11 protein-coding genes are annotated in these 12,759 nt (G+C 67.8%); 8 read left to right on the forward strand and 3 right to left on the reverse strand.

Features of this window, described 5'->3' with window-relative positions:
* Position 1 precedes the first annotated feature (1 nt).
* A complete protein-coding gene (locus tag GI374_RS06190) occupies positions 2–304 on the forward strand; it encodes a hypothetical protein (RefSeq protein WP_154336155.1) in 303 nt (100 codons plus the stop codon).
* A complete protein-coding gene (locus GI374_RS06195) occupies positions 304–3,054 on the forward strand; it encodes an ATP-binding protein (protein ID WP_154336156.1) in 2,751 nt (916 codons plus the stop codon). The genes GI374_RS06190 and GI374_RS06195 overlap by 1 nt, the downstream gene beginning before the upstream one ends.
* On the opposite strand, the gene GI374_RS06200 is transcribed toward GI374_RS06195, so the two are convergent.
* A complete protein-coding gene (locus GI374_RS06200; RefSeq protein ID WP_195759853.1) occupies positions 3,030–4,586 on the reverse strand; it encodes an XRE family transcriptional regulator in 1,557 nt (518 codons plus the stop codon). The genes GI374_RS06195 and GI374_RS06200 overlap by 25 nt on opposite strands.
* Positions 4,587–4,758: 172 nt before the next feature.
* Between GI374_RS06200 and GI374_RS06205 the strand changes: the two genes are divergently transcribed.
* The 5 genes from GI374_RS06205 (at position 4,759) to GI374_RS06225 (ending at position 9,937) form a co-directional block, all read left to right on the forward strand.
* The gene (locus GI374_RS06205; protein ID WP_154336158.1) at positions 4,759–6,111 is read left to right on the forward strand and encodes a substrate-binding protein; all 1,353 of its coding nucleotides are present in this window, start codon (positions 4,759–4,761) and stop codon (positions 6,109–6,111) included.
* 90 nt (positions 6,112–6,201) lie between these two features.
* A complete protein-coding gene (locus tag GI374_RS06210) occupies positions 6,202–7,230 on the forward strand; it encodes a branched-chain amino acid ABC transporter permease (protein WP_154336159.1) in 1,029 nt (342 codons plus the stop codon).
* A 39-nt stretch (positions 7,231–7,269) separates the two neighbouring features.
* Positions 7,270–8,415, forward strand: a complete 1,146-nt coding sequence (locus GI374_RS06215; protein WP_229582847.1) for a branched-chain amino acid ABC transporter permease — start codon at positions 7,270–7,272, stop codon at positions 8,413–8,415.
* Positions 8,412–9,185 carry an ABC transporter ATP-binding protein gene (locus GI374_RS06220; protein WP_154336161.1) on the forward strand — a complete coding sequence of 258 codons (774 nt, stop codon included), beginning with the start codon at positions 8,412–8,414 and terminating at the stop codon, positions 9,183–9,185. The genes GI374_RS06215 and GI374_RS06220 overlap by 4 nt, the downstream gene beginning before the upstream one ends.
* Positions 9,182–9,937 carry an ABC transporter ATP-binding protein gene (locus GI374_RS06225; protein ID WP_154336162.1) on the forward strand — a complete coding sequence of 252 codons (756 nt, stop codon included), beginning with the start codon at positions 9,182–9,184 and terminating at the stop codon, positions 9,935–9,937. Before GI374_RS06220 ends, GI374_RS06225 begins: the two co-directional genes overlap by 4 nt.
* Before the next feature lie 162 nt (positions 9,938–10,099).
* Here GI374_RS06225 and GI374_RS06230 read toward each other — a convergent pair whose 3' ends face one another.
* Both GI374_RS06230 and GI374_RS06235 read right to left on the reverse strand, forming a co-directional pair.
* Positions 10,100–10,675, reverse strand: coding sequence for a DUF1003 domain-containing protein (locus GI374_RS06230; protein WP_154336163.1), 576 nt, complete (start codon positions 10,673–10,675; stop codon positions 10,100–10,102).
* A 199-nt stretch (positions 10,676–10,874) separates the two neighbouring features.
* Positions 10,875–11,570 (reverse strand): fumarylacetoacetate hydrolase family protein, encoded by a 696-nt coding sequence (locus GI374_RS06235; protein ID WP_154336164.1) that lies wholly within the window; start codon positions 11,568–11,570, stop codon positions 10,875–10,877.
* Positions 11,571–11,724: 154 nt separating this feature from the next.
* Here GI374_RS06235 and GI374_RS06240 point away from each other — a divergent pair, with 154 nt between their 5' ends.
* Positions 11,725–12,759 carry an ABC transporter substrate-binding protein gene (locus GI374_RS06240; protein ID WP_154336165.1) on the forward strand — a complete coding sequence of 345 codons (1,035 nt, stop codon included), beginning with the start codon at positions 11,725–11,727 and terminating at the stop codon, positions 12,757–12,759.

Here is a 12,759-nt window from a genome sequence, read left to right on the forward strand (position 1 = left end):
GGTGAGCCCGCGGCGCCCCCCTCACCAGGCCGCCGGCCGGCGCCGCGATGCCGCCTTCCTGCTGCCGGCGCTCTGCGCGCTGCTGATGCTGCCGCCCTTCGTCAACCTCTTCGTGCGCGAGGTGCTGGTCTGGGGCATGCCGCTCGACATGGTCTATCTGTTCGGCATCTGGTTCGTGCTGGTGATCGGGGCCTTCTTGCTGTCGCGCGGACTGGCCGAGCCCGGCACGGGGCCGCCGCGCCGTTCCGATGAGGCCGGGCGCGGGTGCGCCGAAACCCCGTCGCGGGGCGGCGACGACGCCTGATGCTGACGCCCGGCTTCGTCATCCTGACGGCGGTGGGCTATATCTGCCTGCTGTTCGTGCTGGCCTATGTCTCGGACTGGTTGGCCCGCAGCGGGCGCGGCGGGTTCCTGCGCTCGCCGCTGGTCTACACGCTCTCGATCTCGGTCTATTGCACCAGCTGGACCTTCTACGGCGCGGTGGGAACCGCGGCGCGCGACGGGCTGGAGTTCATCGCGATCTACATGGGGCCCACGCTGGTCTTCGTGGGCTGGTGGTTCCTGCTGCGCAAGCTGCTGCGGATCGGGCACAGCCAGCGCATCACCTCGATCGCCGACTTGCTCTCGTCGCGGTTCGGCAAGTCGAGCTTCCTCGCCGTGCTCGTGACGCTCATCGCCGTGATCGCGATCACGCCCTATATCGCGCTGCAGCTGAAGGCCATCACCACCTCGATCCGCGTGGTCTCGATGGCCGAGGGGGGCGAGGGGCTGCTGGCCGGGATCGGCGATGCCTGGCTGGCCTTCGGCGTGGCGATGGGCATGGCGGTCTTCACCATCCTGTTCGGCACCCGCAACGTCGATGCGCGCGAGCAGCATCTGGGCGTCGTCGCGGCCATCGCCTTCGAGGCCATCGTCAAGTTCCTGGCGCTGATGGCGGTCGGGGCGTTCGTCGTCTTCGGGCTGTCCTCCGGCCCGGCCGAGATCTTCGCCCATGCGGCCGCTGCGGGGATCGCGGTCCACGAGGCGCAGCCCTTCGGCGCCCGCTGGGCCACGGCGCTGTTCCTGTCCGCCTGCGCGGTGATCTGCCTGCCGCGTCAGTTCCAGATCACCATCGTCGAGAACTCGGACGAGAACCATCTCCGCGCCGCAAGCTGGGCCTTTCCGGCCTACCTGCTGCTGATGAGCCTCTTCCTGATGCCCATTGCCTTCTATGGCCTCGCGACCATGCCGGCGGGCTCCAACCCCGACATGTTCGTGCTGACGCTGCCGATGGCCGCCGGGCAGGACCGGCTGGCCCTGTTCGCCTTCATCGGCGGGTTCTCGTCGGCGACCTCGATGATCATCATCGCCTCCATCGCGCTCTCCATCATGGTCTCGAACCATGTGGTCCTGCCGCTCTCGCTGCGCTTCACCAACAACCTGACGGAGGGGAGCGAGCGCGGCATCGCGCGGCTCCTGCTGCGTAGCCGCCGCATTTCCATCGCCGTCCTGCTGTTTCTCGGCTTCGGCTATTTCTGGCTGACCGGCGAGACCGACGCCCTTGCCCCCATCGGACTGATCTCCTTCGCCGGCGTGGCGCAGTTCCTGCCTGCGCTGCTGGCGGCGCTCTACTGGCGCGGGGCGACGATGGCGGGCGCGGCGGCCGGCATGACGCTGGGCTTCGCGGTCTGGAGCTGGACCCTGTTCCTGCCGAGCTTCGCGACCTCCAACGTCCTCGTGGCAGAGCTCGTCGCCGAAGGCCCTTGGGGGATCGCGCTTCTGCGGCCGCAGGCGATGTTCGGCATGGAAGGCCTCGACCCGCTGGTCCATTCGATGTTCTGGAGCATGCTGGCCAATGCCGGGATGCTTGCGGTCGTTTCGCTGCTGACGCGGCAGGGCGCGCTCGAGCGCATCCAGTCCGGCATCTTCGTCGACATCTTCCGGCAGGGCGACCTGGGGCAGGGGCGCTCCTTCCGCAGCACGGCGACGGTCGAGGACCTGTTCTTCCTCGCGCAGCGAGTCCTCGGCGTGCAGCGGGCGCGGGCGCTGTTCGAGGCGCAGGGGGTGCCGCGCGTGCCCTCGGCCGCCAACATCTATGTCGGTTCGGACTTCATCTCGCAGCTCGAGCGCGAACTCGCCAGCGCCATCGGGGCGGCCTCGGCCCATATCCTGCTGTCGAAGGTGGTCGAGGGCGACACGCTGTCCTTCGAGGAGGTGATGCTGATCGCGGGCGAGACCTTGCAGATGATCTCCTATTCCAACGAGCTGGAGCGGAAATCGCACGAGTTGCACCTGACCGCGCAGCAGTTGCAGGAGGTGAATGCCAAGCTCTACGCGCTGCACCGGCAGAAGGACGATTTCCTGTCGCAGGTCAGCCACGAGGTCCGCACCCCGATGACCTCGATCCGCTCCATCTCCGAGATCCTGATGCGCCGCCCGAAGCTCGCCGCCGAGCAGCGCGACCGCTTCGTCGGTCTGATCCATCGCGAGAGCGTGCGCCTGACCCGGCTGCTGGACGAGATCCTCGAGCTCAACGCGCTGGAGAACGGCGGCCGCGACTGGAAGAACCGGCCCGTGGATGCCGAGGCCGCGCTGAGCCGCGCCTGCGATGTCTGCGAGGCGCTGGCCCGCGAGGCCGATGTCGGCATCATCCGGAGGCAGGCGGGCGCCCCGGTGGTCATCATGGGCGATGCCGACCGGCTCTGTCAGGTGTTCATCAACATCATCGCCAACGCCATCGCCCACAACCGCGCGTTCCAGCCGGAGGTGCTGATCCGCTCGCGGCTCGAAGGCGGCCGCTGCATCGTCGAGATCGCCGACAATGGCGAAGGCATCCCGGAGGAGCATCGGACCGGCATCTTCGACAAGTTCGTGCGCGTGGGCGGGGATTCCGGCGGCAAGGGCGCCTCCGGCCTCGGGCTCGGCCTCAGCATCAGCCATACCATCGTGACCAAGATGGGGGGCCGGATCGATCTGGTCGACGGCCCGCTGCCCGGCGCCTGCTTCCGGGTCGATCTTCCCGCCTGCACGCCCCAGGATGCCGCACTGCTTCAGATCGGCGAGGCGGCTTCCTGACGGTGGCCACACTCAGCCCGGCTGCAGAGCCTGCAGGACGGCCCGACGGGCACATCATTGCCGGCGTCGCGCAGGTCGAGGCCCGCCGCATACACGGTCCGCGCGGCATGGTGGACGCTGCAGATCAGCATGACCGAGAAGCGCAGCGGCTGATCCTCCCAGGTCGAGACCCGTTTCGGGACCGACTTGGCCAGCATCAGGAATCGCGCACCGTTGGGGAAGGCGACCGTGCGGCGGATGACCCGCTCGGACAGGGGCGAGGCGTAGATCGGCCAAAGAAGGCAGCCATGCCCCCCTCCGGGCAGCGCGAGGCCCGGCAGCGGGAAGCGCTTGGTCAGCCGCCCGGAGGCATCGGCGCGAAGGAACCCGAACGGCACCCCCTCGGCGCCTTTCCGGCGAAGCGTGACCAACCGGTGCGCCGCCTGCTCGAAGCTTGCGCCGAAGCGGTGGCTGAGCAGGTCGATGTCGTAGCGGTGGGCCTCGGCGTCGCGGAGGTAAGCCTCGTAGGGCATGAGCATCGCGCCGGCGACATAGGAGGCGAGCGCGCCGAAGGCGATCTGCGCACCCGCGCGGGTTTCGGTCCCGAGCAGCGCCAGTTCCGCCTCGATCTCCCCGGCGGCGTTCAGTTCGGCGATCAGCCGGCACAGGCGGAACCGGCGCGTCGCCGCGGGCAGTGACGCCTTGAGCCAGAAGATGCCCTCGGCGCGTTCGAGGCGCGCATCCTCGCCCGCACCAGGCGCGGGACCGTGGCCCGACCGGCTCGAACGGCGGCAGGTGATCCCGTGGCGGGCCAGAAGCCAGGCCTCGAGATCGGGCTTGGCGAGCCGGTCGTCGAGTTCCGCGCGCAGGCGGTCCGCGACGGCCTCCAGTTCCGGGAAATGGTTGCTGGCGGCGATGAAGGCGTCCTCGACCTCGCGCAGCGGCGAGATCGCGCGGCGCCGGACGAGGGCGCGATCGAAGTAATCCACCAGATTCCGCATGGTCACCGACATCGCCTGCGCCTGATCGTTGATGGCCGCGACGAAGCGCTGGCGGTCCGGCTCCTTCAGGGTGGCCACCCGCGCGACGATCTCGGCGCTCGACCGCATTCCGGTCAGGCGGTTGAGCACTTCGTGCAGCATGCCGCCGAGGACGGGATCGGTGTTGAAACGGTCGGCATAGGCCTCGATCTCGGCCGCCAGCTGCTGGGCGGTGCGGTAGAGGCGGACCAGGGCCTGCGCGATCTCGGGGAACCGGACCACCAGCTCGCGCAGGTCGGACTGCCCGAAGTCGAGGCCCTCCAGCACCGGATCGGCGACGAGCTCCTGCAGGAGCTTCAGCTGCTTTTGCTCGCGCTCGCCCGAGAGCTCGTCGATCCCGATCTGCAGATGCTCGGCGATCCGCAGCAGGACCGCGCCGCCGACCTCGCGCCGGGAGCTCTCGATCAGATTCATGTAGCTGGCCGAGATGCCGACGGCGCGCGCCAACGCCGCCTGCGAGAGACCCCTCCCGGCCCGCTCCTGGCGTATCCTCGATCCGATCGGTGCGCGCACGCCATTCCCTCCCGGCCGCAGCCTCCTTGCGCCGTTTACAACGTTTACAAGGCGCGCGGGAAAAACTTCAACAGTTCACAGGAAGCCCGTTGGATTTCAGATGCTTGTTGATTCAACGGCCGTCGAGCCGCTTTCTTGGGCAAGGAAGGTCGAACAAACAGGGAGGGGTATGATGTCGAAACTCGTGATGAACCGGCGCAAGCTGATCCGCACCTTGGGGATCGGCGGGGCGACCGCGCTGGCGGCACCGTCGTTCTTCACCCGCGGGGCCTGGGCGCAGCAGTTCTGCAACAGCCCCGAGGTCAGCGGCAAGATCATCTTCGGCTTCAACGTGCCGCAGACCGGCAGCTATGCCGAAGAGGGCATGGAGCAGCTCAATGGCTACATGCTGGCGGTCAAGCACATCAACGGCGAGGGCGACGGCGGGCTGCTGAACACGCTGAAGCCGGTCGCGCTGAAGGGCAACGGAGTCCTGGGCCGCAAGGTCGAGTTCGTCACCGGCGACACCCAGACCAATACCGACGCTGCCCGCGACGGCGCGCGCCGCATGATCGAGCGTGACGGCGCGGTGATGGTCACCGGCTCGGTCACCTCGGGCGAGGCGATCGCGCAGCAGTCGCTGGCGCAGGAAATGGGCGTGATCTACATGTCCGGCCTGACCCATTCCAACGACACCACCGGCAAGGACAAGCGCCGCTACGGCTTCCGCCATTTCTTCATGGCGCATCAGTCCGGCATCGCCATCGCGCCGTTCCTGGCGCAGGAATACGGCACCGACCGGCGCGCCTATCACCTGACCGCGGACTACACCTGGGGCTGGACGCAGGAGGAATCGATCAAGGCCGCGACCGAGGCGCTCGGCTGGGAGACGGTCGCCACGATCCGCACGCCCTTGGGCCTTGGCGACTACTCGCAGTATCTGACGCCGGTGCTGAACTCCGGCGCGGACGTGCTGATCCTCAACCACTACGGCCATGACATGGTGAACTCGCTGCCGCAGGCGGTTCAGTTCGGGCTGCGCGACCGTCAGGCCAATGGCAAGAACTTCGAGATCGTCGTGCCGATGTTCTCGGAGCTGATGGCCGTCGGCGCGGGCGATGCGGTCCGGGGCATCATCGGCACCTCGAACTGGCAGTGGTCGCTGGAGGACGAGGGCACCAAGGCCTTCACCAAGTCCTATGGCGAGGCCTATGGCGCGCCGCCCTCGCAGTCGGCCCATACCGGCTATGTGCAGGCGATCCTCTACGCCGATGCGGTGGAGCGCGCGGGCACCTTCTATCCGCCCGAGGTCATCAAGGCGCTGGAAGGGTTCGAGTTCGACGGCATGGGCAACGGCCCGACCCTCTACCGGGCCGAGGATCACCAGTGCATGAAAGAGGTGCTGGTCGTGCGCGGGAATGAAAACCCCGCCAGTCGGTTCGAGGTTCTGGACGTGATCGGCAAGACGCCGCGCGAAGAGGTCACCTATGACCCGGCGATCTTCGGCGGCGAACTGGGGCCCTACGAGCCCAACCAGTGCGCCTGACCTGACGGGGTCCGGCCCGGTTTCGCCGCAAGGCGGGAGACCGGGCCGGGCGTCCCATCACGCCCGCATCAACCCGGCTGGGAGAGGCCGATGACTGCATTATTCGCCCAATTGCTGAACGGTCTCGACAAGGGGGCAGCCTATGCGCTGATCGCCCTTGGCCTGACACTGGTCTTCGGAACCCTGGGCGTCGTCAATTTCGCGCATGGCGCGCTGTTCATGCTCGGCGCCTTCTGCGCTGTGACGTTCCGCTATCTTCTGACGATCGAGGTCGTCACGACCGATCCGACGCAACTGTCGCCCTGGGGCCAGCCGCTCCAGGTGCGCACGCCGATCATCCAGGACTGGCTGGGCGACTGGGGCGCCGTCATCGTCGATTACTCGGTCCCCCTCTCGGTCCTTCTCGCCATTCCGGTGATGGCGGCCATCGGCATCGCGATGGAGCGCGGGCTGATCCGGCATTTCTACAAGCGCACCCATGCCGAGCAGATCCTCGTGACCTTCGGGCTGGCGATCGTCATCGGCGAAGTGGTGAAGACCTTCTATGGCCCGAACCCCTATCCGCAGCCGATCCCCTCGGACCTGCGCGGCACCGCCGATATCGGCGCCTGGTTCGGCCTGGCGCCCCACATCCTGACCTATCCGATCTGGCGGCTGGTCTATCTGCTCTTCTCGCTCGGGGTGATCGGCGGCGTCTTCGCCTTCCTGCGCTTCACCACCTTCGGCATGGTCGTCCGCGCGGGCATGGCCGACCGCGAGGCCGTGGGCTTCCTCGGCATCGACATCGACCGCCGCTTCACCATCGTCTTCGGCCTCGCCGCGGCCGTCGCCGGGGTCGCGGGCGCGATGTACACCCCGCTTCTGCCGCCGAACTACAACATGGGGATGGATTTCCTCGTCATCAGCTTCGTGGTGGTGGTGGTCGGCGGCATGGGCTCGCTGCCCGGCGCGGTGCTGGCCGGGTTCCTGCTGGGCATCCTGCAGTCCTTCGCCTCCATGACCGAGGTGAAGACCCTCATCCCCGGCATCGACCAGGTCATCATCTATCTGGCGGCGGTCGCCGTCCTGCTGCTGCGTCCCCGCGGCCTGCTGGGCCGGCGCGGCGTCATGGAGAGCTGAGCGATGAACACGCTGATCCGCCAATCCGGGCTTTCGCGGCTGTTCGACCTCTCGCGCCGCGACGTCATCACGCTGCTGATCTTCGCGGCGGTGGTCCTGACCATGCCGATCTGGCTGGCGCCCCTCGGCGCCGCCTATCCGGGGCTGATGCAGAAATTCGCGATCTATGCGATCTTCGCCATTGGCTTCAACATCCTCTTCGGCCTGACCGGCTATCTCTCCTTCGGTCACGCCGCCTTCCTGGGCGTCGGCTCCTACACCGCGGTCTGGTCCTTCAAGCTGCTGACCATGGACATCCTGCCGGCGATCCTGTTCGCCATCGTCGTGTCCGGGGTCTTCGCCCTCGTGATCGGCTATTTCAGCCTGCGCCGCTCGGGCATCTACTTCTCGATCCTGACGTTGGCCTTCGCGCAGATGTGCTACAGCCTCGCCTATTCGGTGCTGACACCGATCACCCAGGGGGAGACCGGCCTGCTGGTCGCGCGCGGCGATCCGCGCGTCCTCGACACGATGCTGGGCGTGCAGGCGCAAACGGGGGGGGTGCCGCAGCCCTCGATGCTCGGCACCACGATCACCGGCTATACCGGCTTCTACGTCTGTGCCGTGGTGCTGATCCTGGCTTTCTACGTCTCGCAGAAGATCTTCGCCTCGCCCTTCGGCATGGCGCTGCGCGGCATCAAGTCGAACCAGACGCGCATGGTCTATACCGGCTTCAACACCAAGCCCTACATGCTGGCGGCCTTCGTGATCTCGGGCATGTTCGCGGGGCTGGCGGGCGGGCTTCTGGCGGCCACCGACCCGATCGCCGGGGCCGAGCGGATGCGGTGGACGGAATCGGGCAACGTGGTGCTGATGACGATCCTCGGCGGCGTGGGCACCGTCATCGGCCCGGTCATCGGCGCCTGGGTGATCAAGTATTTCGAAAACATCTTCTCGGCCATCAACACGGGCACGCTGAATGAATGGTTCGCTTTCCTGCCCGACGGCCTGCAAGGCGTGTTCGTGACGGTCCTGTCGAAATTCGTCGGCGAGGGCTGGCATCTGACGCTGGGCCTGCTCTTCGTGCTGATCGTCGTCTTCCTGCCCGGCGGGCTGCTCGAAGGCAGCCAGCGGCTCGCAGCCCGGTTCAGGCGGAAGAAGCAGCCGCAGCGGCGCGAACTGCGCCAGATGGAGGCGGGCGAATGAACGCGCAGACCCCCAACATCATCCTGCATGCCACGGATGTGACCAAGAACTTCGGCGGGCTGAAGGCGCTCTCGGATATCGACCTGCAGATCGAGGAGGGCAAGACCCACGCGATCATCGGTCCGAACGGCGCCGGCAAGTCCACCCTGCTCAACGTGATCATCGGACGAATCCCGCCGAGCTCAGGGGCGGTCGTCTTCGACGGCACGATCCTCACCGGCAAAGCCCCGCACGAGATCAACCAGATGGGCATCTCGCGCGTGTTCCAGACGCCGGAGATCTTCGCCGACCTCACGGTGCTGCAGAACGTCATGGCGCCCGCCTTCGCGCGGCGGGACGGCCCGTTCAAGGTGAACATGTTCACCTCGGTCGCGCGCGAGACCGAAATCCGCGAGGCCGCCGAGGGGCTGCTGAACGACTTCGGCATGTGGGAGCGGCGCGAGGATACCGCGGGCACCCTCTCGCGCGGGGACAAGCGGCGGCTGGAACTCTGCATGTGCCTGATCCAGCGGCCGCGCCTGCTGCTTCTGGACGAGCCGACGGCCGGCATGTCGCGCCACGACACCAACACCACGATCGAACTGCTCAAGCGCATCAAGCTGAGCGGCATGACCAAGGTCATCATCGAGCATGACATGCATGTGGTGTTCTCGCTGGCCGACAAGATCTCGGTGCTGGCGCAGGGCCGGATCATCGCCGCCGGCCTTCCGCAGGAGATCAAGGAAAACCCCCGCGTGCGGGAAGCCTATCTGGGGGAGACGGTCCAATGAACGTCGTCACAGCGCCCGGCGCCGCGGCCGCGGTCGGTACCGCGCCCGACGCCTTCTTCGCCCTGCGGGACGTGCACGCCTATTACGGCGAGAGCTACATCGTCCAGGGCGTCTCGCTGGAGGTCCGCAAGGGCGAGGTGCTGGCCCTTCTCGGCCGCAACGGCGCGGGTAAGACCTCGACGCTGCGCACCATCGCGCGGGCCGACGAGCCGCTGCTGACGCAGGGCGAAATCTGGCTCGAGGGCCAGGCCGTGCACGAGATGAAGTCCTGGCAGGCGTCGCAGGCCGGGATCCAGCTGGTCCCCGAGGACCGGCGCATCATCCAGGGCATGACCGTCGAGGAGAACCTGATCCTGGCGCAGATCGCCCCCGGCAAGGGCTGGCCGCTCGAGCAGATCTACGAGCATTTCCCGCGCCTCGCCGAGCGCCGCAAGCAGGAGGGTGTCACCCTCTCGGGCGGCGAGCAGCAGATGCTGGCCGTGGCGCGCGCGCTCGCCCGCGACATCCGGCTGCTGCTGCTGGACGAGCCGTACGAAGGCCTCGCCCCGGTGATCGTGCAGGAGATCGAGCACATCGTGCAGGGCATCAAGACGCGCGGCATCACCACGATCATCGTCGAGCAGAACGCGGTCGCCGCGCTGAGGCTCGCGGATCGCGCGGTGATCCTCGACTCGGGCGAGCTGGTCTTCACCGGCTCGGCCAAGGAGCTGCTGGAGAACGCGGATCTGCGCAACAGCTATCTGGCGATCTAGGCGGGGAGAGGCGCCGTCCGACCGGGGGCTGCAGCGCATCCTTGGCGCCTGCGGCGCATCCGACAAGCGCCATGCCGGGCATCGCCGCTCCCGTCACCCCCCGGCGCGAGACGACGGCGCAGCCGCACCGGGATGCAGCGTCTCATGGGAGGTTCCGCCGGATTATCCGCCGGAAATGTCCGGCCCGGCGGTCCCACGCGCCCGCTCGAACACCTCCAGCCGCCGGACCTCCTCGGCCACTGCCTCGATCCGTTCGAGCAGCGCCATGATCTGTTCGTTGCGCAGCTGGTCGAGCTTGTCGTGCAGCGCCATGATCTCGATCTCGGCCTTCAGGTTCACCTCGTAGTCATGGGCCGCGTCGATCCGGTCATGCTCGGTCTGGCGGTTCTGCGACATCAGGATGACGGGCGCCTGGATCGCGGCCAGCGTCGAGAGCACCAGATTGAGGAAGATGAACGGGTAGGGATCGAAGGCCCGGCCTGCGAGCCAGAGGTTGCCGAGCGTCCAGAGGACGAGGAACAGCAGGAAGCCTCCGATGAAGCCCCAGGAGCCGCCGGTGCGCGCCATCGCGTCGGCCAGCCGGTCCCCATATGAGAGCCGGTTCTGGTACGCTGCGCTGATGTCGCGCGCGACCGGCTGGCGCTCGGCCATGCGCTCCAGCACGTTGCGCTGCGCCCGGGTCAGCGCGTCCGGATGGAGCTTGAGCCAGCGCGAGGCGAGTTCGGGAACCGTCTTCATTGCACCATCCCCCTGACCGGCCGCGCGGCTGCGGCCGTGCGGTCCTATTATCATAGCGGAAATGGGGAGCGGCCGGGCGGGTCGAGAGAAGGGCGTCATGATCCTGCCGGACAGCCGCGGATCGCCTCGTCGCCGCGGGGCACCTTGTCTCGATCGCCGAAGGCATGCGGCGTCCGGCAACCGGACGCCGCCGCGAGCGTCAGGCCGCCGGGCCGCCGATCGTCACGCGGAGCGGCTGCACGCCCTCCATTGCGACTTCCAGCACATCGCCCGAGGTCACGGCACCCACACCTGCGGGCGTGCCGGTCATGATGATGTCGCCCGGCATCAGGCGGTGCTGCTCGGAGATCTTGGCGATGATCTCGGCCACCTTCCAGATCATCAGCGAGATGTCGGCGTCCTGCTTCACCTCGCCATTGACCTTCAGCGTGAGCCGGCCGCCCTCCAGCACGCCGGATGTCTCGACCGGCGTCACCGGGCCGATGGGCGCGGACTGGTCGAAGGCCTTCGTCACCTCCCACGGCATCCCCTTGGCCATCGCCGCGGCCTGATGGTCGCGCCGCGTCATGTCGAGGCCGACCGCGTAGCCGTAGATATGCGAGGCGGCGTCCTCGACGGCGATGTTGTAGCCGCCGGACTTCAGCGCCACGACCAGCTCGCCCTCGTAGTGGTAGTTCTTCGTGAAGATCGGATAGGCGATCTCGCCGCCGTTCGGGACCACGGCGTCGGCGGGCTTCTGGAAGATCACCGGCGGGTCGCGCTCGTCCGAGCCCATCTCGTGGATATGGGCGAGGTAGTTCTTGCCGATGCAGTAGACGCGGCGGACGGGGAACTTGTCCTGCGATCCGGTGACATCCAGCTGCGCCTGCGGGGCTGGGGTGAAGACGTATGACATGCCGGTATGATCCTCCCTGATGGCGCGATCACGATACAGACTGCGACCGGACGGACAATCATACATTTTCCTCGACTCGCATCCTCGAACGTGTAGCCTCGCTGCAGGGCCGGAGCCGGCCTCACGACAAGGTCGCATCTCGGGGAGGGGATCAATGACCGACAGGATGAAGCTTACACGGCGCAGCTTCGGCGCGCTCGCCGCGGCAACCGCCGCCGCCACGGCGTTCCGCCCGGGCATTCTGCGGGCGCAGACTGCCGTCACCCTCGCGGTGCCGAACCCGTCCGCGCTGACCTGGATGCCCTACTGGGTCGCGGTCGGCGAAGGCTACTTCGAGGAGGAGGGGCTTTCGCTCACGCTGGAAGCCGTGGACGGCTCGTCCTCGGTGCTGCAGGCGATGTCGGCGGGACAGGCGCAGATCGGCGCGCCCGGTCCCGGCCCGGTGCTGGGCGCACGCGCCCGCGAGCTCGACGTGAAGTTCATCTACAACCTCTATCCGAAGTCGGTCTTCGGCCTGCTGGTCAAGGAGGAGAGCCCCTACCAGACCCCGCAGGACCTGAAGGGCACCATCGTCGGCGTCGGCACCGCGGACGGGGCCGAGGTGGCCTTCATCCGCGCGATCATGACCGATGCGGGCATGGCCGAGGGCGCCGACTATACCTTCCTGCCGGTCGGCGACGGCGGCACGGCGGCGGTGGCCTTCCTGCGCGACGAGGTCAACTCCTACGCCGGGGCCGTCTCGGATGCGGCGATCCTGCGCGCCCGCGGCCTCAACCTGCGCGAGATCACGCCTGAGGGCTATCTCGGCTTCTTCGGCAACGGCTTTGCGATGCTCGAGAGCCAGATGGCCGCGACCCCGGAGCTGGCGCCCGCCTTCGGCCGCGCCATCGTGCGTGGCACCCGCTTCGGCATCGACCCGGCGAATCTGGACGCGACGCTGTTCCATTGCGCGGCAGGCAACCCGCAGGAGGGCGAGGACAAGGAGTTCGCCGCCTCGCTGCTGGCTGGCGTCATCGACCGCATCACGCCGACCGCGGCCTTCATGCCGCAGGGCTGGGGCTACCAGCCGCCCGAGCACTGGCAGATGATCCACGACTCGGCCGTCGAGGCGGGCGCGCTCGAGCAGCCGCTCGACCCGCTCACGCAGGTCTACACCAACGAGTTCGTGGAAGGCTGGAACGCGCCGTGA

It is taken from the genome of Paracoccus sp. S-4012 (genome assembly GCF_009674885.1).
Classification (GTDB): domain Bacteria; phylum Pseudomonadota; class Alphaproteobacteria; order Rhodobacterales; family Rhodobacteraceae; genus Paracoccus.

Coding starts and splice junctions, on each gene's coding strand:
- GI374_RS06210 (WP_154336159.1), top strand. CDS start 6,202: ATGACTGCATTATTCGCCCAATTGCTGAACGGTCTCGACAAGGGGGCA.
- GI374_RS06235 (WP_154336164.1), bottom strand. CDS start 11,570: ATGTCATACGTCTTCACCCCAGCCCCGCAGGCGCAGCTGGATGTCACC.
- GI374_RS06225 (WP_154336162.1), top strand. CDS start 9,182: ATGAACGTCGTCACAGCGCCCGGCGCCGCGGCCGCGGTCGGTACCGCG.
- GI374_RS06195 (WP_154336156.1), top strand. CDS start 304: ATGCTGACGCCCGGCTTCGTCATCCTGACGGCGGTGGGCTATATCTGC.
- GI374_RS06240 (WP_154336165.1), top strand. CDS start 11,725: ATGACCGACAGGATGAAGCTTACACGGCGCAGCTTCGGCGCGCTCGCC.
- GI374_RS06205 (WP_154336158.1), top strand. CDS start 4,759: ATGTCGAAACTCGTGATGAACCGGCGCAAGCTGATCCGCACCTTGGGG.
- GI374_RS06220 (WP_154336161.1), top strand. CDS start 8,412: ATGAACGCGCAGACCCCCAACATCATCCTGCATGCCACGGATGTGACC.
- GI374_RS06230 (WP_154336163.1), bottom strand. CDS start 10,675: ATGAAGACGGTTCCCGAACTCGCCTCGCGCTGGCTCAAGCTCCATCCG.